The sequence below is a fragment of the Pseudoruminococcus sp. genome, from assembly GCF_047012705.1.
GTDB lineage: Bacteria > Bacillota > Clostridia > Oscillospirales > Acutalibacteraceae > Pseudoruminococcus.
Map to the genome: position 1 here is coordinate 10,969 of NZ_JBKXNW010000013.1, position 25,224 is coordinate 36,192.

Below are 25,224 nucleotides of genomic sequence, written 5' to 3' on the forward strand. Positions count from 1 at the left end.
GGCTCAACCTTGACTTCCGCCTTAGTTTCTTTCTTAGCCTTAGTCTTTGGCTCTGTCTTAACTTCAGCAGGCTCAACCTTGACTTCCGCCTTAGTTTCTTTCTTAGCCTTAGTCTTTGGCTCTGTCTTAACTTCAGCAGGCTCAACCTTGACATCAACAGCTTCAACATCTATAAGTTTAGATTTTGATTTTGCCTTAGCCTTGGTGGTCTTAGTTTTCTTTTCACTCTTTGCGTCTGTAGAAACTGGTTTTGCCTTTGCTTTTGCTTTTGCCTTAGGCTTTTTCTCTGTAACCTCAGCGTCAATAACCTTTTTCTTTGCACGCTTTCTTACAAGCTTAAAGAACATTACAGAAAGTGGTGGCAAAGTCAATGTAATAGACTGTTCAAATCCGTGCATCGGAGCACCATCTGAACGAATCGCCTTGCCGTTTGATATTCCGCAACCGCCGAATTCAGTTGCCTCTGTATTGAATATTTCTGCATATGTGCCATCAAAAGGAACACCAATAGAATAATTTTCTCTAAGAACCGGCTGGAAGTTGCACACAACAATAATTTCCTTACCGCTCTTATCTATTCTTCTAAAGCTTATACAGCTTTGCGTATAGTCATCATTAGAAATCCAGTTAAAACCTTCCCAAGAGAAGTCAATCTCCCAGAGAGGACTATTTTCAAGGTAGAAGTGGTTAATAGCCTTAAAATATTCCTTGAGCTGATTATGTGCAGGATAGCTTGTCAACATCCAGTCAAGCTCTGTTGCATAATCCCATTCCTTAAACTGACCAAATTCAGTACCCATAAAAACAAGCTTTTTACCTGGGTGAGCCATCATATACGCCATAAAAGTACGAACTCCTGCAAACTTCTGCTCGTAACTGCCCGGCATCTTATTGATAAGAGAAGCCTTTCCATGAACAACCTCATCGTGAGAAATCGGAAGAACAAAGTTCTCAGAGAAAGCATAATAGAATGAGAATGTAAGATTATCGTGATTAAATGGTCTATAGAGCGGGTCAAGCGAAATATAGTGGAGCATATCGTTCATCCAGCCCATATTCCACTTATAGTTAAAGCCCAAACCGCCCGAATATGTAGGGCGAGAAACCATTGGCCAAGAGGTTGATTCTTCTGCAATCATCATAACCTCAGGGAAATATTGGAAAGCCGCCTCATTAAGTCTTCTAAGGAAGGCAACCGCCTCAAGATTTTCCTTACCGCCAAATTTATTTGGAACCCATTCGCCGTCACGCCTTGAATAATCAAGATAGAGCATAGAAGCAACAGCGTCAACTCTGATTCCGTCAATATGATAATAATCCATCCAGAATATAGCACTCGAAATAAGGAAACTTACAACCTCATTTTTGCCATAGTCGAATACAAGGGTTCCCCAATCCTTGTGTTCGCCCTTTCTTGGGTCAGCATATTCATAGCAAGGAGTGCCATCAAATTTTGCAAGACCATAAGAGTCTCTTGGGAAATGAGCAGGAACCCAGTCCATAATAACATAAAGTCCTGCCTCATGGCATTTATCTATAAACGTCATAAAATCGAAAGGTGTGCCATATCGTGCAGTCGGAGCAAAATATCCTGTAACCTGATATCCCCAAGAAGCATCGAAAGGATATTCTGTCAAAGGCATAAGTTCAATATGTGTATAGCCCATATCCTTAACATAAGGAATAAGCTCGTCCGCAAGCTTTGTATAAGAGAAAGTATTTCCGTCCGCATACTTTCTCCATGAACCAACATGGAGTTCATAAATATTTACAGGACTTGAATAATGAGAGGTATTTTTCTTATGCTGATACCATTTGTCATCAGTCCATTTAAAACCGTCAATATCAAAATAAACAGATGCGTTATTAGGGCGTGTTTCATAGTGATAAGCGTATGGGTCAGATTTGAGAATACAAACATCATCAAAAGTTTCTATACTATATTTATATATAGTAAAGTTTTCTATACCCTCATCAATATAGCATTCCCAGATTCCGCCATCACTAATTCGCTGCATCGGATTTTTCTCTCTATCCCAGTCATTGAAAGTACCGACAACTGAAACAGTCTTTGCATTAGGCGCCCAAGTACGAAACACAAAAGATGTTCCCTTACCAGTCTTTACCTTATGTACGCCAAGGAAATTATAGGCTGTATAATTCTCACCGTTGTGGAACGATTCAATAGGGGACATTTCGAGGTTTTCTTTATTTTCGAGAATCATATATATTCCTCCTGCTCTTTGAGTAATGCCAAAACGAACCGATTTTGACCTTATTTTATTTAAAAATATACAAGCGTAGAAAAGAGTTACTAAAATTTTCTGCGGTTGTTTCAAAAACGATATAGTTTGGTATTCCATTTGCTTATTATATGTATATCATACCAATTTTTTGGATAATTTTCAAGTCTTATTAGCTCATTTTAATAATTTTTTGTATAATTTATGAAAAATGACCATTAAATCTATATAAACCTTAGGTAAAGCCCGAAAATCATCTTTCAAAAATAAAGTATAATACCTCTCTCTCGTCGAAAAAAAGTAATTTTCGTCACCAAATTTCTATAATATTAAACTCATTTTATTTTATCCCAAAATGATTATTAAAATAAAATTCATAAAATTTAGTGAAATTTATTTAAATTTATGCTATAATTTATTTTGTATATAAAACAGTAGAATTACTATATTCAGCTGTCAATTTATAAATACAAAACATCAGCAGAATTAATACTCTGCCGTTCCAAATATGAGGGGGATTACAACCTATGACAAAAGGAAAAATATTAGTAGTAGATGATGATAAAAATATCTGTGAACTTCTCAGACTTTATATCGAAAAAGAGGGCTATGATATAGAAATTGCGAATGACGGTCAGGAGGCACTTACAAAATTTAAAGAAGTACAGCCGGATCTCATTATGCTCGATATAATGCTTCCTATCCACGACGGACTTTATGTCTGCCGAGAAATCAGAAAGACCTCGCAAGTGCCTATTATTATGCTCACCGCAAAAGGTGAAGTTTTCGATAAGGTTCTCGGTCTTGAGCTTGGTGCAGATGACTATGTAGTAAAACCGTTTGAAGCTAAGGAAATCATAGCAAGAATAAAGGCTGTTCTTAGAAGAACAGGTGGCGACAAAGTCGAAGAAGAAATCAAGCTTGTCAAATATGATAAACTTTCTATAAACCTCACCAACTATGAGCTTAAAGTCAATGGTGTTCAGATTGACACTCCTCCAAAGGAGCTTGAACTTATCTATCAACTTGCAAGCAATCCAAACAGAGTCTTCACCCGCGACCAACTCCTTGATGAAGTATGGGGATTTGATTACTATGGTGATTCACGAACAGTTGATGTCCATGTAAAACGTCTTAGAGAAAAGTTAGAAGGTGTTTCAGATAAATGGGCGTTAAAGACAGTATGGGGAGTTGGATATAAATTTGAAGTTAAAGATTAAATTTCGACTCAACGGACAAAGTACACTTTTTCATAAATATCTTGCAATAAGCTTTGTCATTATACTCCTTAGTTTCTTAATTTTAGGTTTTATACTTATGACTGTTTTAACACAGTATTGGACAAACACCAAAATGGAAACGATGAGCAAAAATACCTCGTCTCTCGCCTCACTCTGCACAAGATACATAAGATTAAAAGATTCCATAAAGCAGGATTATTTCTTTGATGAAAGCGTTGCGCTTCAAGATATTATGGAAACCGTTTCAAGCAATATAGGCGGCGAAGTATTCTTCGTTAATGCCAACGGAAAAATAATTGTTTCCAATAGTAACGCAGAGTACGCTACCGAAGGAAAATTCATAGATTATGAAGTGGTAAAGGATACTATTATTAACAGCAAATATTATAAAGAAACCGACCTCGGCGGAGTATTCAAGCAAAATCATTATATCTATGGTCTGCCTGTTTATATCGGCGACCAGCTTGTCTGCATAGCCTTCACAACCGCAGATACATCAGAATACTACCAATTCACCTCACTTATGCTTAATATATTCCTTGTTTCTGCACTTATCACTTTTGCAATCGCAATCATAGCTATAGGTATCTACACATATTATATGGTTAAGCCTCTGCGTCAGATTGCTTTTGCCGCACATAAATTTGGTCAGGGCGATTTCAGTACAAGGGTCAAGGTTAAATCGCGAGATGAAATCGGTCAGCTTGCTGATGAATTCAACAGTATGGCGGAATCTCTGAGCTCCTCTGAAAATATTCGCCGTAGCTTTATAGCCAATGTTTCACACGAACTTAAAACCCCTATGACAACCATAGCCGGATTTATAGACGGCATCCTTGACGGCACTATTCCACAAGAAAAGCAAACTTACTACCTCAAAATAGTAAGCGATGAAGTTCGCAGACTTTCACGCCTTGTCCGTTCTATGCTCGACCTTTCTAAAATTGACAGTGGCGAGCTAAAGCTGAACTATCAAAATTTCGACCTTGTTTCTACACTTATTTCTGCTCTCGTAACCTTTGAAGCAGAAATAGACCGTAAAAATATAGAAATTCGTGGACTTGAAGATATGCAAAGCGTTTATATCGACGGTGACGCAGATCTTATTCATCAGGTAGTCTATAACCTTATAGAGAACGCTGTGAAATTTGTCAATGAAAATGGATATATTCAGTTTGTCATAAATGATTTGCCCGATAAAACAGAATTTGCCATTATAAACAGCGGTCACGGAATTGATAAAAACGACCTTGCACTTGTCTTTGATAAATTCTATAAAACAGATAAGTCCAGGAGTATTGATAAAAAGGGTATGGGCTTAGGACTTTACCTTGTAAAAACAATTATCGGACTTCACGGCGGTAAAATCACTGTTTCAAGTGAAGTTAATAAATATTGTCGCTTTGATTTCTATATTCCACGCAAAACACCTAAGAAATCACGACATGAAAACAAAATTTCAAAGCTTGAAAATAAAAACTCTAAACTTCCCTTCAAAAAAGGAGAATCAGCAAAATGAGCGATGAACGCAGAGAGGACGATTTCAACCAAAACTCTTGGCAGTATAAACAGCCAGGCTCCGAATCGTCCGCACCGCAGGAAGAACAAAGACTTCCACAGGACAAAAATTATAATGATATGAAGGAAGGCTTTAATTCTCCACAAACTCAATATAACGCTGACAATGGATACAGCTATCAGCCATCATCAGCCTCAAATAGCACTAAACCATATCATCAACAATATAATAGCTATTCCAACCAATCATATAAAACTCCCGCAATAACCGAAAATTACCCTGAACAGTCAAATTCTTTTGAAAATCAACCGTATTATAACAACTACGGTCAGCAAAGCCAACCATATCAATCGCAATATTCTACACCATATACTCCACCTCTACCATTATCTAATAGAAAGCGTAGAACAAAAAAATTTATGAAGGCTCTTGCAATCTGCCTTGCCATTATAGTCCCAAGTGCAGCAATAGGTGTTACCGTTGCTACACTTAGAATAAATACTTTCAAAGAAGACGATAGCATAAAATATGATTCATCAGGCGAATATTCCTATTATGTTCCCGAAAATTCGTGGATTCAAACATCAAAAATTCCTGATGTCTCCGCGAATCCAAACGGACCGCAGATTGAAACTGCCTCGACTCCTGAAACAAGTGGTGATAACGAGGCAATTTCAGTCTATAATAAGGTTTCGCCAAGCATAGTTGGAATAGTAGCCTATCCGGCCGGAACCGATTATACAATAACAGAATCAAATGAAGGTTCGGGAATTATCATCAGTAGCGACGGCTACATAGCTACAAATAGCCATGTTATAAATGATTCGAAGGATACGGGAGTCCTCGTCAAACTAAGCACCAACGAAGAATATATTGGTGCAGTTGTAGGATTTGATAAGCGTACTGACCTTGCCGTCGTAAAAATTGACGCAAAGAATCTTCCCGCCGCAGAATTCGCAGATTCCAATAGTGTTACTATCGGACAAAACGCCTATGCTATCGGCAATCCCGGCGGATTACAATTTTCAAATTCTCTTACAAAAGGCACAATTTCTGCAATAAACAGAACTATAAGTTCAAATAGTGCCGTAAAATATATTCAGACTGATGCCGCCATCAACCCAGGAAATTCAGGTGGTGCTTTAATAAACCCATATGGTCAGATTATCGGAATAAATACATCTAAGCTTGTTTCTGAAGAATATGAAGGTATGGGCTTTGCCATTCCAAGTAATACAGTAATAAGTATAGTAAATAATATTATCCGAAACGGCTATGTCAAGGGCAGAGCCTATCTTGGCATTACTGCATCCGAATGGTCAACCTATGCCGCCAAAAAGAACGATACTCCTATTGGCGTAAAAATTGAATCCCTATCATCAGAAAATGTATTTTCAGGCACAGATGTTCAAGCAGGCGATATAATCACAGAAATCGGCGGCAAAACCGTCAAAAACCTTTCGTCTATGTTTGATGCAATAGATGAAAATAAACCTGGCGATAGAATAACTATCAAACTTTTCAGGCTTAAAAATTACAGTTCTGATAGCAAAGCTAAGAGCTTTAGCGTATCAGTTGTGCTTTTGGAGGATACTGGACAATAATGGCTGATATTCATAATATTTTAAGAGAATATTTCGGCTATCATTCGTTCCGCACAGGTCAGGAAGAAATCATAAATTCAATACTTGCTAATCGTGATGTTCTTGCGATTATGCCAACCGGGGCGGGTAAATCTGTATGCTATCAGGTTCCCGCCCTTGCACTTGACGGAATAACAATAGTCGTTTCACCGCTAATTTCACTTATGCAGGACCAAGTCCGTTCGCTAATAGAAATGGGTATAAGGGGAGCATATCTAAATAGCTCGCTTACACCAAGACAAATCGCCCTTGCCACAGAACGCGCAAAATCCGGCATGTATAAAATAATATATGTTGCTCCGGAAAGACTTCTCACCAAGAATTTTATTGATTTTGCCAAAAATGCAAATATATCACTTCTTGCGATAGACGAGGCTCATTGTATCTCTCAATGGGGACACGAATTTCGACCAAGCTATACGAAAATTTCAGATTTTATAGAGCTTCTTCCTTATCGCCCAATAGTTGCCGCCTTTACTGCAACAGCGACAAACCTTGTCAAGCAAGATATTACCGAAAAATTAAAGCTCAATTCGCCATTTGAGCTTACCACGGGCTTTGATAGACCAAATCTGCATTTCGCTGTTTATAAACCACTATCTAAAGAAAGCTGGATATTAAATTATCTTGAAAGAAATCCCGATGAATCGGGCATAATCTACTGTTCATCAAGAAAAATCGTCGAAAGATTATGTGAAACACTTTCTGAAAACGGCATAGATACTCTTCCCTATCACGCAGGAATGTCCGACGAACTCCGAACCAAAAATCAGGACGATTTCATATATGACCGAGTTAAAATTATTGTTGCAACCTCCGCATTTGGTATGGGAATAAACAAACCAAATGTACGCTTTGTAATACACTATCATATGCCAAGAAATATTGAGCAATATTATCAGGAAGCAGGTCGTGCAGGTCGTGACGGCGAAAAAGCTGAATGTATCTTACTCTATAGCGCTTCAGATGTTTCTCTTAATAAATTTATGATTAACAAGGGCAGTGAAGAAAACGAAAGTCTTACACCAGAAGAAAGACAAGCCTTTCTAAAAGAAGAGCTTGAAAAGCTAAAAATGATGACCTTTTATTCCACCTCAAAAACAGTTTGTCTTAGAAAGCGTATGCTTAATTATTTTGGCGAATATGCACCCCAACATTGCAATAATTGCAGTGTATGCGAGGGTTATACAAACGATGACTATTCCGAAATTATCAAACCAATTCGCAAAACTGAAAGCTATACTAAAGAAGAAGTCATTCCTGATAAGGAACTTTTCGAGCGTTTAAAGGTTTTGCGAAAAAATATCGCTATGCGACAGAGCGTTCCTGCTTATGTTGTATTTTCAGATGCAACGCTGCGAGAAATGTCAGGCACTAAACCAAGAACCGAAAAAGAATTTTTATCAGTAAATGGTGTTGGCGATAATAAGCTAAAACGCTACGGCTCAATGTTCCTTGCCGAAATTCAAAAATACATTGACGAAAAAGGTGTATAAATATGAAAAACTATATATTCATCGAAACTCCCCTCGGTAAAATGACTCTTGCTGAGGAAAACAACTATATAACTAATATTGCCTATGGCGAAAGCAAATTTGAAGATTCTTGCGAAAACGAAACCGAACTTTTAAGCCAAACCAAGCAACAGCTTTCAGAATATTTCAACGGTGAACGCAAAGAATTTAATCTCCCACTAAAGCCATCAGGAACAGTATTTCAGCTTTCAGTTTGGAAAGCGTTAATAGAAATCCCTTATGGTAAAACAGCAAGCTATAAAACCATTGCCAATAAAATACATCAACCTTGTGCGGCGAGAGCCGTAGGAATGGCTAATAACAAAAATCCTATTGTAATAGTTATTCCTTGCCATAGAGTGGTCGGGGCAAAAGGTATTATCAGAGGTTACGGCGGAGGAATAGATAAACTCAAATTCCTTTTAAAACTTGAAAATATCACAGATGTTGAAGATTTTCCAATAAAGTGGTAAAATAATTTATGGTGGTGAGTTTAGTGGACATACATAGAATGAAACTAAACAATAAGCCGTTCACAATGATTAAAAACGGCAGAAAAAATATTGAGCTTAGACTTTATGACGAAAAACGCAGAAAACTAAATATTGGTGATGAAATCATATTTGAAAATCTTGAAGATGGCGAAACAATAAGCGTCACAGTTTTGGCACTACATAAATACGAAAGCTTCGCAGCACTCTATAAGCATTTTGATAAATCTGCTATGGGTTATGAAGATAACGAAATTGCGAATCCTGACGATATGAACGAATATTACACTCCCGAAAAACAAAAACAATACGGCGTTGTCGGAATTGAAATATCACTTAATAAATAATCAAATTTTCTCAATAATGTAGGGTCGAACTGTGTTCGTCCGCCAAGAAACTACTCTTATACAAAAGCCAATTTTAATATATCAACAATAAACTATTAGGAGCTGAACCTATGGCACAAGGTAATAGAATACCACAAAAAATGCCTGATAGGGCAGTTCAAAATTTCACCACAAAAAAGAATACTCATAAACGACCACGGTTTTATATTAAAGAAATTGTCGAAAATATCTTCGGTGGAATTATAATTGGTTCAACAATATTTGTTGGCGGTATAAATTGCGGCGCAATGGCAAATGCCTTAAATCTTTATGATAAACTTATACGCTCAATAGGCAAGCTATTCAAAAACTTTAATTATAATTTTCTACTTCTTTTGCAAATTGCAACGGGTATTATCTCCGGAATATTTCTGTTTTCACAAATGATATTAGATTTAATGCAAAAATTTGAATATCCTATGATGTACCTTTTCATGGGTGTAATAATAGGCTCTCTGCCGTCAATTTATCGCCGAGGAAAAATCAAAAAATTCAATCCTCTCTATTTTTTATGGGTAATTCTCGGCGGAGGCCTTGCCTATGCTCTTAATTTTCTGCCTAAAAATCATTTTATAAGCAACCCAACAGATTTTCAAAACTATGTAATGTTGTTTATAAGCGGTATAATATCGGCAATAGCTATACTTATTCCGGGAATAAATCTTTCCCATAGCTTATATTTTATTGGAATGTATAATTCCATACTTTCATCAATTATTAACTTTGATTTGTTAAATTTATTTTTAATTTTTCTCGGATTTTTTATAGGCTGTCTGCTTACTGCAAAAATTCTTAGTTTCACAATCAAGCGTTTTCCCGCTCCAACGCACCTTATAATAATCGGTCTTATGCTTGTTTGTGTAATCGAAATTTTTCCGGGAATACCCAATAATTATATTATAGTTGCCTGTATAGCAGGATTTATTTTCGGAGCAGGCGGGGTTTATCTTATAACAAAATAATATATATATTAGTAACTATGTATATTGACATTAAAGAAAATTTATCTCTGCACCTACAAAATTTACAAAAAATCTTTGACTTTTGCGTGAGATTGTGCTAAAATGTTAGGAGAGGTATTGCAAAATGGGAATGGTAACAGTTATAACCTCCGGTAAAGGAGGAACAGGAAAATCTACGGTTTCCGTAGGCTTAGCGGCGGCACTTGTTCGTCGCGGAAATAGAGTTCTGCTTATAGATTGTGACGCTGGTATGCGCGGCATCGACCTTATGCTTGGTGTAAGCAGCGACCTTGTCTTTGATATAGCAGATGTTATTAACGGAAGCTGTCCGCCTGCGAGTGCTATCTATCCTTGCAAAAATATGGCAGAGCTTTATGTGCTGCCTGCTCCGCAGAGCGTTCACGATGAGCTTAGCCCCTATCTTATGCGACAGCTTACAAATATCCTTCGTAAATATTACGACCATATAATTATCGACTGCCCCGCAGGTATCGGCTCAGGTTTTGAGGCTGCTATCGCTCCTGCGGATAGAGCGTTCCTCGTCTGTAATGCAGATCCGCTCTCGGCTCGTGGCTGTTCTATGGTCAGAGAAAACCTTCAATCGGCAGGAATAACAAACATAAGACTTGTAATCAACAAATTTTCCGAAAAAAAATTCAGAAAAGCCAATCTCTACGAAGATTTAGATGCAGTCATTGACGAAGCAGGCGCAAGACTTATTGCTGTAATTCCTGAAGATTTCACTGCATCAGCGCTTTCTCAACAAGGCAAACCTATTGAGGGAAATTCTGATGCCGTCTACGCTTTCAACCGATTTGCCGCAAGGGCGGACGGAGAGAATGTTCCTCTCGGAATAAAATAAGCCCTATATACGAAATTGTAACTTAAACTCTCAGGAGGTAATTTTTAATGAATATAGCTCTTATTGCACACGATTCAAAAAAGGAACTTATGGTTCAATTCTGTATCGCATATTGTGGTATCCTCAGCAGACATACCCTATGTGCAACAGGTGTAACAGGCAAACTCGTAGCTGAAGCAACCGGTCTTGAGATTCAGCGTTTTCTCGGCGGCGCTCAGGGTGGCGACCAACAAATCGCCGCAAGAATAGCATTCAACGAAGTTGATATGCTTATCTTCCTGCGTGACCCACAAAATCCTAAGCCGCACGAACCAAACGATATAAACCTTCTTCGTCTTTGCGATATGCACAATATCCCAGTTGCAACCAATATTGCTACCGGTGAAGTTCTTATTCATGGCCTTGAGCGTGGTGACCTTGATTGGCGTAATATCATAAAGTCCTAATTAAACCAATCAACAAATATTCTGTTAATATACGCATTATTAGGAAATTCTGCAATAATAAGTATAACGTATATCTACAAACCAAAATAACTGCGTTTCCTCAAGATAAGGATACGCAGTTATTTTTAATATAAAGGCATAATTGACAATTTTTATTACATTGTGTATACTTATCATTATGATGATATTTGCACATACAGTAGGCGTTTCTCCCTAAGTAAGGGTTGTAATAACATGGTTACATACAGCAAATTTATTCGGTTTGTCATTATGTTGACTGAAATTATCACTCTTTACTTTTTAACACGATTTTCGGAAAAACCGCTTACCACCAATATTCTACGTACTGACTATATTATATAAAAGTCAAATAAACAACTTTTAAAATGAAGGAAGATATAAAATGGATTTAATTACTAAAAGCGTAAAAGGAACTCAAGATGTACTGCCAAAAGAAAGCTATAAATGGCAGTTTATCGAAAAAATAATGAGAGAAGAAGCTCAGGCTCACTCTTTCAAAGAAATTCGTACACCTGTTTTTGAACATACAGAACTTTTCCAGCGTTCAGTTGGTGATACAACAGATGTTGTTCAAAAAGAAATGTATACATTTAATACAAAGGGCGAAGATTCAATTACACTCCGTCCAGAGGGTACAGCTGGTTCAGCAAGAGCTATCCTCGAACACGGTGTATATAATGACGGCTATCCTATCAAGGCTTACTATTTCACATCTTGCTACCGTTACGAAAAGCCGCAAAAGGGCAGACTTCGTGAATTTCACCAGTTTGGTATGGAAGTATACGGTGCAGCTTCATATTTTGCTGACGCTGAAGTTATCTGTGCAGCAGATTCCATATTTAAGCGTCTTGGAGTTAAGGGATTAAACCTTGAAATTAACTCTATCGGTTGTCCAAAGTGTCGTGCAAATTATCACAAGGCACTTAAAGAATATTTTGCAGGACACACATCAGAACTTTGCGAAACCTGCCTTTCCCGACTTGAGAAAAACCCAATGAGAATACTTGACTGCAAAAGTCCTATCTGCTCTAAAATTGCAGAAAAAGCTCCAACTGTCCTTGACTATATTTGTGATGATTGTAGAGAGCACTTTGAGGGTGTAAAAAAGTGTCTTGATGCCGTTGGTATAGAATATACTGTAAACCCAACTATAGTTCGTGGACTTGATTACTATACACGCACTGTTTTTGAGTTTGTTTCCTCATCTATTGGTGCACAGGGTACAGTTTGTGGCGGTGGTCGCTATGATGGCCTTATCGAAGAGCTTGGTGGTCAACACACACCATCTCTCGGATATGCAATCGGTATTGAGCGACTTCTCCTCTTGCTTGAAGCTCAGGGCATTGAAATTCCAGCCGCACCAACCTGTGATATTTATATTGCAGGCTTAGGCGAAAAAGCACAGCTTAAATCCTTTGAGCTTGTAAAAACAGTTCGTTCATCATCACTTTCTGCCGAATGTGATATTGTAGGCAGAAGCCTTAAAGCACAGATGAAGTATGCTGATAAAATCGGAGCAAAGTTCAGTGTAGTTCTCGGCGATAGTGAGATTGAAAGTGGCAAAGCACAGCTCAAAAATATGGAAACTGGTGAGAAAACAGAAATTTCTCTCGGAGAAAACTTCTTCTCAGATTTCTATAATGTCTATATTCAATCGCAGTTCGCTGTAAAATAATAAACTAAAAGTGGTTGCAGGCCTAATAAGCTTGTAACCACTTTTTTGTAAACTCAAAATTGTAGATTTAAGAGTTCCGATAAGTTTTCAACAATATGGTCTGGAAATGTTGAAAGCTTATCAGGATTTCCCAATCCTCCAAATCCTTGCTTTATCCATACTGTTCTCATTCCTATATGCTGTGCAGGGATAATATCATTATCAAGCCTATCCCCTATCATATAAGCATTTTGTGCAGAACAATTTGCCTGCTTCAATGCAAATGCAAAAATTCGTTCATCAGGCTTTGCAAAACCAACATCAGATGAAGAAATAATCACATTAAAATAATCATATATTTTAAACTGTCTTAATCTTTCTGCCAAATCTTTATTTTGATTTGCAATAATTCCAAGATTATATTTTACGCTTAAAGAATTTAAAATATAATCTGCCTTTGGATATATAATTTCAAGCTCACTTTTCCAATCTGCTTTCTTTAGCCCATATCTTTCTAAAGTACACTTATAGCAATTCATATTACAACAAGCATAATATTCCATCTTATGATAAAATTCATCATAGCTAACGGAACTTCCATTGATAGTATCAATAATTCTTTGCTTTTCACATTCTGTTTCATCTACAAGTGTAGAACCGACATCAAAAAACAACCATTTCTTCATAAGCTCCTCCAAAATATCAACACCCTGTTTATCATAAATTATATGATAAACAGGGTGTTATTTTATAAAGCCAACATTATTGTAATATATATTTTCTCATTTTTCTACGAACAATAAGAACAATCGCTACAATAATACCGATAATCAAAACAGAACCACCAATAGTTACACTATAGAACATTGGCTTATTAGCATAGAAAATAACGAAATTATTCGGTGAAACAGTTATATTTGAAATAATTTTCTTATTTTCATTAAACTGTCCATTTGAACCTACCGAACAATCATCGCAGTAAAATACGACTTGGTTTTCAAAACCTTCTGGAATATTAAATTCAACCTTGCCATTATTGCTGCTCAGATACTTTAATAAATCTTCTCCAGATTTATTAAACAAAACCTTTATTTCTTTGCCATTAGAATCAAGAATAACTATTTTCAGACTTCCCAATTTTCCTCCATTATCTGAAGGAATAACTGTAACTTTCTGTTCCTGTACCTGATAACGACCATTATCTTCTATACCACTGACTATAAGTGTCGGTGGAGTCTTATCAACTACAAACTTAACTTCAAGTCCCTTCAAATCACTATAAGCCACAGAACCAGCCTTATCAGTTGATTCGATTTTAATATCGTAGTCACTCTCATTTTCAAATAATGATGAATTTATAACATACTTTCTCTCACACCACTTAGAAGTATCTGTAGTTTCAGATGTTGTATAGTCCTCATTTTCTTTAAGAGCTGTTCCATTAAGCTTAACTACATAATTTTCTATCGGGTCAACATTTATCTCTTGAATAACTATATCATTATCAACACTTGAAACATAATAGTTATCTAAAAGCTTTTGTGTATTCTCATCAATCTTAAATGTCGAACCATTTCGGTTTATAGAGAATTCTGCATTATCATATGTTTTGCCATCATCAAGAAGAATCTTTTCTGTCTTATTACCAGACATATCTGCAACAGAACAGCTAAGTGTATATACCGCATCATCGCTAAGATTATCAACAACATATGAATATGATGTACTGCTATTTTTTCTAAGATACTTGCTAAGGTCAATGTTTTCTTTTTTGAATTGTCCCGAGCTTGTCATCATAAGTGCTTCAAGAACTGGTTTAAAGCTCTTAAAATCAATATTAGTATCGCTTGCATCGATAGTAAAGCCGTAGGTCTTATCTTTGTTAGCAGTATTATTTTTAATATTAGTAACCTTTAAGCTTGGTTTTTTAGTATCAATAATCAAATAATCCGAAGCATAGTTGTTCATCTTATTATTTGAACGGTCTGTATATTCAACCTCTATACGATATTTTCCGTCCTTATTAATCGAGAAAGTACCTATATGTAGGTCTGAATTATTATCCGTCCAGTTTACTGAAGGATTCAATGTACGCTCTCCATTTATATCATAAACCATAACTCTGACATCTTCAGAATAGAAATTAGCCTCATTTATTTTCAGTGTAGCGTCTATTTTACCATCATAATAAGCTGTTCCATCTGATGTTGATATTGGTTTATTAAGGGTTACATCTATTTCAGGTTTGATATTGTCAACTATTATCTTCTTAGTATCTGATTTATCACTATCATTTTGTGACATATCATATGCTGTAAATTTAACAGTACCATTATACTGATGCTGAGCGTCAAGAACTGATTTTGGAATTCTGAATGTTGCAGTATTAACATTACCGTTTCTCTTTATATCAGCCTTGCTGATTGCTTCATTAAGCAACTGTGCATTAACATTACTTGAATTATTATCTTTCAAATAGCTATATACAAATTTTCCAATAGCTGTGGTATCATCTTCTGCGGAAATAGTAACCGTAACAGGTGCATTGTAATAACCAAATGTTATAGAATTAAGCACACTTTGGAAAACATTCTGGCTATAGGATATTTTCAAGTTTTTAGGTGCAGTCTTATCAACTGTAAACTTATCCTCAACATTGTTCTGTACTTTTCTTCCTGCTAAGTCCTCATACTCTATCTTAAAAGTATAATTAGCATCAGCCGAATATTTAATATTCGCTGTGTATACATCGCCATTTTTTATCCAGTTGCTTCTCTTGCTAAGGTATTGAGCATAATTCTCAACACCAACAGCTTTTCCATTAACATCAACTGCAGTAATGCTTGCAACAATCTCATCTGCTCTGAAATTACGCTCAGCAACGCTAATAGTAGCTATCTGTGCAGAATTATAATATTTAATTCCATTAGCAGTATTTACAACCTTATTTGGAGAATATGCGACATTGATTACAGGATTAGTATGGTCAACAATAATCTCATTCGATGTATAAGTTTTCATTTTATTATTTGACCTATCAATATAATTAATCGTTATAACATACTCTCCCTCTTTTGAGAGTTTAAGATTGCCTGTCCAAGTATCGCCACTCTGTTTCCAGTTATTCACCTTTTGCTTTGAACCATTGACCGCTATATTAACATCTTCCGGATAGAAGTTTGCCTCAGTAATCTTAATAGTAGCAGTTGCACTATCCTTATAGTATAGCTTATATGAATTTCCTTCTGTACCATAGTTATAATTACTTACATCATTCATATCATATGCAGTAACAACCCTATCAGCCTTGCTAAATTCAACACTTCTTGTAGGCGATATAGTATCGACTATAACAATACTATTTTTATTATCATTCTTTACACTACTTGTATTTCCAGACCTATCAGTTGCAGTAAAGGAAATTTTTCCTCTATACTGTTTTGATTGGTCGGCTGTAAGAGTAAATTTTGCGGTTGCTGTTTTACCATCTGAAGAAATTATCACATTTTTAATATTTCCGCTATCACTTTTCAGATTTTTAGTGGTGCTTGCGCCATTCTCTCTTGTATATGTCCATTTCATACTGTCAACGCCTGAAATATCATCAACCGCTGTCAAAGTAACTGTAACATCTTTCTGATATGCGTAATAACCAAAAGTAATTCCATTTAATACACTTTCCCAGAAATTAAGTTCTTTGCTATATGAAATTTTCATCTTTGAGGTTGATGGAGCATACTCATCAACTGTAAATTTATCCTGCTTATAGTTATCAGCAGAGTGAGAAGCCAAATCGGAATAAGAAATATCAAAAGTATAATTTGCATTTATAGAATACTTTATTGTTGCTGTATATGTATCTCCATTCTTTTTCCAGCTATCTCTTGATGAAAGATATGCTGCATAGTCAGTCACTTTGATGTCATTTCCGCCTGCATCTTTAGCACTAACTGTTACTGCAACATCATCTGCACGGAAATTACGCTCAGTAATTTTAATCGTTGCTGTCTGCTGTTTATTGCAGTAAACATTTTTATTTGCATCAGAAATTTTATTTTCTGGAGAATATTGAACATCTATAACCGGCTTGGTTCTATCAATAATTATAGTATTAGACTCATACGACTTCATTTCATTAGTTGAACGGTCCGTATATGTCATTTTAATAATATGCTCTCCCTCATCACTTAGGGTAAGCGTATTTGTATACTCATCACCATTTTGTTGCCAATTTTCGCTAAAGTCTATAGACTTACCATTATCATATAGATTAATATCCTCGCCAAAGAAATTAGCTTCTTTAACTGTAAATTTGAGAGTAGCATTATTTTTATAATAAAGTCTGTAATTATTCGTGTCAGACTTCATATCATATGTAGCATTTTTAAAGCTATCTGCATATATTGCCTTTACAAAGTTGTTTGTTTGATATTCAACGCTTCTTGTCGGTGAAATATTATCAACAACAATTACTCTCTCATCTTTATTTTCTACCGGACAAGTTGCTGTTTTTCCTGCCATATCAGTAACCGTAAACGAAATCGTTCCACGATACTGTTTGCTTTCCTCTGCTGACAATTCGACTATTACTTTACCAGTTTTTACATCTTCAGAGAATGTAATATCTTCTTTGTTAAAATGCTTACTTACATCAGCAACAGATGAATCACTTGAGCCATTTTGTCTTTGATATACCCAATCAATCGAATCAATACCAGAAGTCATATCCTCTGCACTAAATGTAATTGTTACATTATCCTTATAATAATAGGTATTGAATATAATGTTATCAATAATTTCTTCAAAGAAGTTCTTTTCTTCAGAATATTTAGCACTAAGATTTGTAGGTGGTGTTTGGTCAATCGCAAAATCAGGTGAATTATATTTTTCCTCAGCATCGTTTCCTGCGAGATCTGTATAATTTAATGTAAAGCCATAGTTCGCATCTTTGTTAAACTCAATTTCAATATAATGATTACTTCCGTTAGAAATCCATTCTCCATTATGAAGTGTGTCATTCAGTTCTTTAAGAACTGTTTCATAATCGTTTATATTATTAAGTGTAACATCTTGTGCTTTAAGCTCAAATATAATATCATCAGCTCTAAAATTCGCTTCATTAACCGATACCTTTGCTCTGATTTTTGTTGTATAGAATTTTTCGTTCACAGCCGGAGAATCAGAAGAATATTCAACAGAGATTATCGGTTTTGTTTTATCAATAATAAAGCTTGTTGTTTTTTCATCAGAAGTCTGTCCAAGCTCATCACTTGCAATAACAGAAATGTTATAAACTCCATCTTCACTAAACTTAATTGAGTTTGTCCATGTTATTTTTTCTGTATTACCGCTCTTAGCCCATTCATCATTTTCAAGCTTATATCCGCTCTCAGAAAGCTTCTGACCATTGATAAGAATATCAACCTTGTCCGCATCAAAATTGCTTTCAGAAATGCTGATATTAGCTACAACAGATTTATTGTAATATTGTCCATTAGTTGCCACAGCCTCAGAGTCAAGCTTAATATCAACATCAGGTTTTCTATTATCAACTATAACCTTAGCATTTTTATCGTATTCTGTTTGAAGTCCTGCCTTACTTTTTGCAGTAAATTTAATATCGCCTCTGAACTCGGCTTCAATCTTAAATGAAGCTTTATAATAAGTCTTTCCATTTTCATCTATGGCTGTTTCTACATTATCAAGTATAACATTTTCATTAACCGCATTTTCGGAGTTCAGTTCTCTGCTATCTTCCGGTATCAGTGTATAAGAAAAACTCTCTATACCGGAAATATCCTCATAAGCACTCAAGGTTACTTCAATATTTGTATCTCCACTTCCTACAAGTCCGAATGTAATATAATTAAGAATGGTATTATATACATTTTTTTCACTGTTATATGAAATATCAAGATTATAAGGGTCGGTATTATCAATATTTATGTTTTCTTTTTCTATTTTATAAATTTTTCCATTCAGATTATCTCTGACATAAAATTCAATATGCTGATTTTTTCCATTTCCCACATATGAATATGTATCTTTCCAGTTATCATCATTAAAACTCATATCATCGCTAATTTTATATCCATCAGGAGGAGTAATGGTGATGCCATTTGTTGTGTTATACCAATCATTATACTCTGTTTGAGAATAAGTGCAATTCAAAGAATCAGACTTTGCAAGGTCAAGATTGATATATGCCTCTGCGTTGGATTCATTATAACACTTACCCTGTACGTTTTTAACAGTTACCTTATATTTTCCAGTATCTTTATCCGCAAATTTTATAAGCCCTGTATTGTCTATGGAAGTTTTTCCTTCGCCAGTCATTTCCTCATAAACACCATTATGAAGCTTATAAATATTAAAACTAACATTTACTTCTTCATCGGTTGGCAGAGAATATGAAAGCTGATATTGTTTTTGTTCACCATAATTAAGTTCAAGCGTCTTGCCGGTAATTTTCTCACTACCAGCAAAAATATCAATATTTCTATCGGCACGCTCAACATATATAATAGCATAATCAGTAGTAAAAGCCTTATAATGAGCTGTCTCAGCAAAATTAAACCTAATTCTAAATTTTGCATTATCATCAGCATTTTTGACTATTATTTTATTTCCATCTAATTTTGCATAATCATTTTCTTCAATATCGGCACTTAATAATTCAGCATTTTCTTGGATTCCAGCAAACCAATCAGAGCTACTCTCTATTTCGTCACCATAAGTAATGTTTTTAATCATTTTGTCCGAAAAGGAAACATCCTGGTCTGCTTTTTCTACGTTTACTGAATAAGAAATATTATTAACTTCTTTGCCATCTATATATCCAAATGTATATGATTCGCTATCAAGTGTAGCCGTAATAACTGCATTTCCTATATCTTTTCCACTTACAAGACCTGTCTCTTCATCAACAGATGCAATTTTACTATCACTTGAGGAGTATGTTAAAACGCCATATTCTTCAACAAAATTTTTTAATTTATTTGTAGCGCTTTTTCCATATTTAAGACTTATATTTTCTTCTTCAAATTTTGGTCTTACTATATCTTTATCTACAAGAATTTCTTTTGTTTCGATTGTTTTAATCTTATAATTTAAATTTGAACTTTTTATATCTGCTTTTACTTTAAATCTACAAGCCTTATGAAAACTTAACTTACCTTCAGAGTCAATCTCAACATAATCACTATATTGCTTCGTATTAACATTGCTACCATCAAGACGAGTAACCTTTGATATATAATATGTTATCTCAACTTCTCCAGCGTCTTCAGAAATATTTGTTACTTTAAGTTGATTACTTTTGCTATTTACCTTAGGATTTTGAGGAACGCCTAAAAATTCTATTTCATCACCTAATTCCTTTGCTTCTACTGTAACTTTAAAACTCAATTCACTTTTCTTATATTTTCCATCAGAAGGCACAGTTACATTAATAGTAGCCTCTCCAGTTTTATTTGCTTTAAGCTTAATAGAGGAACCATCCTTAATAACAGAAACTATATTTTCATCAGAAGAATTTGCTGTTATCTGATCTAAATATTCATCAGCAATGTTATCTGATTTTACACTTATATTCAGGTTATCACCATAAATCATATTAAGCTCAGAAAATTCTTTATCTGAACCATCTACAAATTTCAGACTTTTATCTTCAAGCAATTTTTCAACAATTATCGGTTCCATATCATAAACATCATTGTTGTTAATTTTATCTATCTGTCCTGTTAAGAAAGTATTATTACCATCCTTCTCATTAGGATTCAAACCTTTAGCTCTTATTGTTTTGTTTTGGTATTCATTAGATGTATATATAAAATCATAAATTTCATTTTCATAAAGTGTAGTTACATATTTATTAAGTTTGCTATTATACCTCATAGTCTTATTAGCATCTTTAGTAACAGTAATTCCTTCTTCATTTACTATGCTGTACTAATTTTTATTTGATTCGCAGATGCCTTAGATGAATCTATGGCATCTATAGCAATTCCGCTTTTACTATCTATAGTCTTTAAAGAAATTGAATAATAATGCGAAGCCTCCTTGCTAAGCTCAACATTATAGACTTTAACTTTATCTGCCACTTCCACTGTTTTAGATTTCCTTAAAAAATATCCATAAGCATTAGCCGATATTATTTCAACATATACCGTATCTCCATCATCTAATTCAATTATCGTCTGACCATCATCGCCAGAACAAGCCGTTTTCTCATCAGAAATAGGATTCTTTTTTTCTTCGTCAGAATATATTCTATATTTGAAGACCGTATTCGGTACTTTAACCAGTACTTTATCTGGTGCTTTAGTATCATCATATGTTTCAAAAACTGTATTCACCGTCAGCATTCTTTTTTGTGTTTGATTTTCTTTTTTATTATTCTGAACAGAACTTATATTATTTTGAGTTTCATCATTATATGATGTAGCCTCTGCTATATTAAATGAATTTCCCATATTAAGTCCAAGTATTGGAATAAGTAATGCCAGGATAGCAGAAACGACTCTATCCCTAAATTTAATATTACTCTCTGCCATTTTAAACTTCACTCCTCTTTTTATTTATAATTAAACAGTTAAATATATTTCCATTCAATATGCAGTGCATAATAAATGAAAAAGTAACTGCACTAAAAAATATGTAACATATATATAATGTACCATCGGTTATAATCGTCAAAATTATAAGCCCTATAATACTGATTATCAACAAAATATCAAAAATAGCAGCAATTTTATTTTGAAAAAATTTTATAAGCCCTATTCCTTTTTTTATATTTTCTATTCCTTGAATATTTTTTCGAGCTAAAAATAAGCTTATAATACCAAAGACTAAAGTAAGCCAAAAAGTAATACCAATAATAATACTATAAGCATTATTCCCGCTATCAATATCTGTCTGTATAAGCGGCATTACTAAAAATGTAGCCGACATTATAAAAAATGAAATCATTGATAATAAAAGAAAAAAACTTCCCTTACTATTCTCATTCTTCATTTAGGTAACCTCCTACTTTATAGTTTCATTTGTCCATATATATGTAATATCATATATAACCGCAAATTCTTTTGGTACTAAACCATCATCAATATTAGCTTCATTGGAATTATTGAGAACACTTGTTTCCTCTAATGAACTTGTCTGCGATAAAACTTTAGTTTCATTATTCCTCTGATTAAGTACCGTAGTATTATTACCGGGTATCAATGATTCTGTTTTAAACTTTTCAGTTATCGGTGAATCTGAATCCATTGATACATTTGTTTTTTTCATAAGCTTACCAGAAGACGAAAAATCAATATTGTGTGCATTGCCATTTTTCTGTTTAAGTCTTTGACTCATAGATTGCTCTGTATGTTCATTTATAGTTTTGATTGCCTTTCTTGCCGTAGCACCACTTAAAAATTCAATTACTTTAGGAATTTTAAAGGCAAAAAAAAGTATAACCGATAAAATCAACATAACTATGCACATTATAAGCGAACCATAGAAGATATATTGATATATTTCATATGTCATTCATTGCCACTTCCTTTTTCTGCACTTGTTATTTTATATTTCTCTATAGTATCAGAAATCATAGCACTAACCTGCTGTTTTTGTTCCTTATATATAGAGTCATCAATATCCGCAAGCTTTGAATTCATATCGCTCAGAAGTGCATCAATTTTCTTATAGCTCAATCCATTATTTTTTATAGCATCTACAAAACCATTGGCATTATTATAGATTATATTTGTTATGCTATTTATAACATTTATCTTAGTATCGCTTTCTTCCGGACTTTTTCCCAGTCCATCAACCTTAGATTCAAGTTTAGTAAGCTTATCCCATAAGTTTTTATATTCCTGAAGTTCCTTACCCTTCTGTACTATTGTAGACTGATGATTTTGGTCAATAAGCTGAAGACAAGAGGCAATATCACAGAATATAGAAGCCATCTCATACTTATCTTTTGCCTCAGAAAACCATTTTGCAGCGTTCACATATCTTTCCCTGTCATTTGTTGTATCCGATGAAAAAAGGAAGGCATTTCCGAATTCATAACATACATCAAGGTAGCCATCATAATTATTTTCCTTAAGTTTTTCAAGGACATTTACTGTTTCTGAATATCCATTAGAATTTTTTCTATCAAGCCCAGCCTGAAGCTGATTAAGCCCATCTGCTTCTTCTTTTGTCAGTGTATCTGTTCTTAGATAATTAACAAGCTCAAAATAAGCATCTGTTTTTGATGGGTCAGTTAAAATTGCCTCATAATAATTAAAGACTTAGCATTAGAAAGTATATAAGAGTAGTTCTTACTTTTAATATTTTCGGCTGATGAGTTACCCCATATAGCCACACAACCAAAACCTATAGTAAGTATAACACTTGTAATGAATATTCCCAAATGAAATTTCATCTTTCGTCTATAAGTATTATCCATCTCATCGAAATGCTCAAGGTCATACATAAGCTCCGCACAAGACTGATATCTTGCATTAGGGTCGCGCTGTGTGCATTTTATAATAATTTTTTCAAGACCGCTCGAAAGTGCGGGGTTTATTTGGCGGATAGGTCTTATTTCATAAGGCGGTTCGCATGGGTTCATTCCCGTAACCAAATGATAGAGGGTTGCACCTAAGCAATAAATATCCGTTCTTGCATCTGTTTGTCCCATTCCACCAAATTGCTCTGGTGCAGCATAGCCTATTGTTCCAAGACAGGTCGTATCAGCTATATTTTTAGACTTATATTCTCTTGCTGTACCAAAATCTATTAATGTGATACTTCCATCTGGTTTAAGCATAACATTTGCAGGTTTCATATCCCTATATATTATCGGGGGTTTTCTCGAATGAAGATATCCCAAAACATCGCATAATTGCTTTGCCCATTCAACAACATTCTCCTGAGATTGTGCCCCATATTCTTCCAGAGTTTTGCTCAATGGATTACCTTGTATGTAATCCATAACTATAAGAAATGTATCGTCATCTTCTATAACATCAACAATACTTGGTAAGCTTGGATGACTTAATTTTTTAAGCATATCTGTTTCAACAATGAGCCCCTGTTTTATAAGTTCAAAGTCTTTTACGCCATCTTTTCTGACTTCCTTAATAGCCCACTGCTTATTTGCCTTTTCATTCATAGCAAGGTATACAATGCTCATACCGCCTTGTCCTACCTTGTTCAGAATTTTATATTTTCCATCTATAATTGACCCTATTTCTAACATAAATCATCCCTCAAAAATAAACTAACTAAGGCACCACTGCAAAAATATATATAAATCTCTGTAATATTTATGCGGTGCTGCCCTAATTTTAAATCAAAATGTTCTGATTAGTACAACAGAAATATTATCATTCTCCATTCTATCCTTATTAAGTTTAATAAGGTCTTTAGAACTTTGCATCATAATATCACTACTAATCAATAATTCTGGCTTTAATTTTTCATATATTTCTTCTTGAGTTATTTCATGTCGAAAACCATCTGAACATAACATATATACTGTGTTTTTATCTGATTTTAAATAAAAAACATCAGGATAAACCTTATCTGATGCACCAACACACTGCAAAAGAACATTTCGTCTTCTGTCTGTTTTAGCTTGTTCAGGTGTCATATTTCCAAGTGCTATTTCGCGAGCAATAAATGTCTGGTCCTGTGTTATCTGATTTATATTATCATTTATCACATATGCCCTTGAGTCACCTACATTTATAATAAAACATTCGTTTTGAGTTATCAGCAACGCAACAACTGTTGTGCCAAGCTTTATCCCTTGCGAATCTCCATAACGACCTATAATTTCATTTTGTTCTGAAATAATATCTTTCCATTGTGAAAATATAATTGATTGGTCAAGGGCTTGCATAGTTAAAACAGGTAATTGCTCATTTATCCATTTATCAAAAGCCCTTACTACTGTTGCACTTGCAAGCTCACCTTTTTCTAATCCACCCATACCATCGCATACTATAGCAAAAGCCATTCTACCCTGATATGTGTCAATGATTTTAACGCTGAGGCTATCCTGATTTGTGCTTTTTACTATTCCAATATCTGTTTCTGCTGAAACCATAAAATTCATTACTTTACATCCTTTCAAACCGAAAGTTGAAATTATACTATTTTAAAATAAGATTTTGATTTTAGAAGAATTTATAACCCAGTTCAAGCTTAAACTCAACATTATCTGCAAGCATTTGCCAAAATACTACTTATTTTTT

General features: G+C 34.7%; 19 protein-coding genes. 10 read left to right on the forward strand and 9 right to left on the reverse strand.

Annotation, left to right across the window (positions count from 1 at the left end; genetic code table 11):
* The coding region (glgB, locus tag ACLU24_RS11990) for a 1,4-alpha-glucan branching protein GlgB (protein ID WP_412612921.1) at positions 1 to 2,225 on the reverse strand (2,225 nt) is incomplete at its 3' end.
* Positions 2,226 to 2,770: 545 nt separating this feature from the next.
* Here glgB and ACLU24_RS11995 point away from each other — a divergent pair.
* The 10 genes from ACLU24_RS11995 (at position 2,771) to hisS (ending at position 13,003) form a co-directional block, all read left to right on the forward strand.
* A complete protein-coding gene (locus tag ACLU24_RS11995; protein ID WP_412612922.1) occupies positions 2,771 to 3,463 on the forward strand; it encodes a response regulator in 693 nt (230 codons plus the stop codon).
* A 97-nt stretch (positions 3,464 to 3,560) separates the two neighbouring features.
* On the forward strand, positions 3,561 to 5,003 hold the full coding sequence (locus tag ACLU24_RS12000) for a HAMP domain-containing sensor histidine kinase (RefSeq protein WP_412612923.1): 1,443 nt from the start codon (positions 3,561 to 3,563) through the stop codon (positions 5,001 to 5,003).
* On the forward strand, positions 5,000 to 6,607 hold the full coding sequence (locus ACLU24_RS12005) for a S1C family serine protease (RefSeq protein WP_412612924.1): 1,608 nt from the start codon (positions 5,000 to 5,002) through the stop codon (positions 6,605 to 6,607). Before ACLU24_RS12000 ends, ACLU24_RS12005 begins: the two co-directional genes overlap by 4 nt.
* A complete protein-coding gene (locus tag ACLU24_RS12010) occupies positions 6,607 to 8,142 on the forward strand; it encodes a RecQ family ATP-dependent DNA helicase (RefSeq protein WP_412612925.1) in 1,536 nt (511 codons plus the stop codon). Before ACLU24_RS12005 ends, ACLU24_RS12010 begins: the two co-directional genes overlap by 1 nt.
* 2 nt (positions 8,143 to 8,144) lie before the next feature.
* Positions 8,145 to 8,633 carry a methylated-DNA--[protein]-cysteine S-methyltransferase gene (locus tag ACLU24_RS12015; RefSeq protein ID WP_412612926.1) on the forward strand — a complete coding sequence of 163 codons (489 nt, stop codon included), beginning with the start codon at positions 8,145 to 8,147 and terminating at the stop codon, positions 8,631 to 8,633.
* Between the two features lie 38 nt (positions 8,634 to 8,671).
* Positions 8,672 to 8,998: an ASCH domain-containing protein gene (locus tag ACLU24_RS12020; RefSeq protein WP_412612927.1), complete on the forward strand. Its 327-nt coding sequence runs from the start codon at positions 8,672 to 8,674 to the stop codon at positions 8,996 to 8,998.
* 110 nt (positions 8,999 to 9,108) lie between these two features.
* On the forward strand, positions 9,109 to 9,999 hold the full coding sequence (locus tag ACLU24_RS12025) for an undecaprenyl phosphate translocase family protein (protein ID WP_412612928.1): 891 nt from the start codon (positions 9,109 to 9,111) through the stop codon (positions 9,997 to 9,999).
* Positions 10,000 to 10,123: 124 nt separating this feature from the next.
* Positions 10,124 to 10,861 carry a nucleotide-binding protein gene (locus tag ACLU24_RS12030; protein WP_412612929.1) on the forward strand — a complete coding sequence of 246 codons (738 nt, stop codon included), beginning with the start codon at positions 10,124 to 10,126 and terminating at the stop codon, positions 10,859 to 10,861.
* Between the two features lie 47 nt (positions 10,862 to 10,908).
* Complete coding sequence (gene mgsA, locus ACLU24_RS12035; RefSeq protein ID WP_412612930.1) at positions 10,909 to 11,307, forward strand: methylglyoxal synthase; 399 nt, start codon at positions 10,909 to 10,911, stop codon at positions 11,305 to 11,307.
* A gap of 403 nt (positions 11,308 to 11,710) precedes the next feature.
* The gene (gene hisS / locus ACLU24_RS12040; RefSeq protein WP_412612931.1) at positions 11,711 to 13,003 is read left to right on the forward strand and encodes a histidine--tRNA ligase; all 1,293 of its coding nucleotides are present in this window, start codon (positions 11,711 to 11,713) and stop codon (positions 13,001 to 13,003) included.
* A 53-nt stretch (positions 13,004 to 13,056) separates the two neighbouring features.
* Here hisS and ACLU24_RS12045 read toward each other — a convergent pair whose 3' ends face one another.
* The 8 genes from ACLU24_RS12045 to ACLU24_RS12080 form a co-directional block, all read right to left on the reverse strand.
* Positions 13,057 to 13,668 carry an HAD family hydrolase gene (locus tag ACLU24_RS12045; RefSeq protein WP_412612932.1) on the reverse strand — a complete coding sequence of 204 codons (612 nt, stop codon included), beginning with the start codon at positions 13,666 to 13,668 and terminating at the stop codon, positions 13,057 to 13,059.
* Between the two features lie 76 nt (positions 13,669 to 13,744).
* Entirely contained in the window at positions 13,745 to 20,878 is a 7,134-nt protein-coding gene (locus ACLU24_RS12050) for an Ig-like domain-containing protein (RefSeq protein WP_412612933.1), read from the reverse strand.
* Positions 20,879 to 20,922: 44 nt separating this feature from the next.
* Positions 20,923 to 21,537, reverse strand: a complete 615-nt coding sequence (locus ACLU24_RS12055) for a hypothetical protein (protein ID WP_412612934.1) — start codon at positions 21,535 to 21,537, stop codon at positions 20,923 to 20,925.
* Position 21,538: 1 nt separating this feature from the next.
* Positions 21,539 to 21,997 (reverse strand): hypothetical protein, encoded by a 459-nt coding sequence (locus tag ACLU24_RS12060; protein WP_412612935.1) that lies wholly within the window; start codon positions 21,995 to 21,997, stop codon positions 21,539 to 21,541.
* A 12-nt stretch (positions 21,998 to 22,009) separates the two neighbouring features.
* Entirely contained in the window at positions 22,010 to 22,519 is a 510-nt protein-coding gene (locus ACLU24_RS12065; protein ID WP_412612936.1) for a hypothetical protein, read from the reverse strand.
* Positions 22,516 to 22,986, reverse strand: coding sequence for a hypothetical protein (locus ACLU24_RS12070; RefSeq protein WP_412612937.1), 471 nt, complete (start codon positions 22,984 to 22,986; stop codon positions 22,516 to 22,518). Before ACLU24_RS12070 ends, ACLU24_RS12065 begins: the two co-directional genes overlap by 4 nt.
* Before the next feature lie 257 nt (positions 22,987 to 23,243).
* A complete protein-coding gene (locus ACLU24_RS12075; protein WP_412612938.1) occupies positions 23,244 to 24,224 on the reverse strand; it encodes a serine/threonine protein kinase in 981 nt (326 codons plus the stop codon).
* A gap of 93 nt (positions 24,225 to 24,317) precedes the next feature.
* Positions 24,318 to 25,085: a PP2C family protein-serine/threonine phosphatase gene (locus ACLU24_RS12080; protein WP_412612939.1), complete on the reverse strand. Its 768-nt coding sequence runs from the start codon at positions 25,083 to 25,085 to the stop codon at positions 24,318 to 24,320.
* Positions 25,086 to 25,224: the final 139 nt, after the last annotated feature.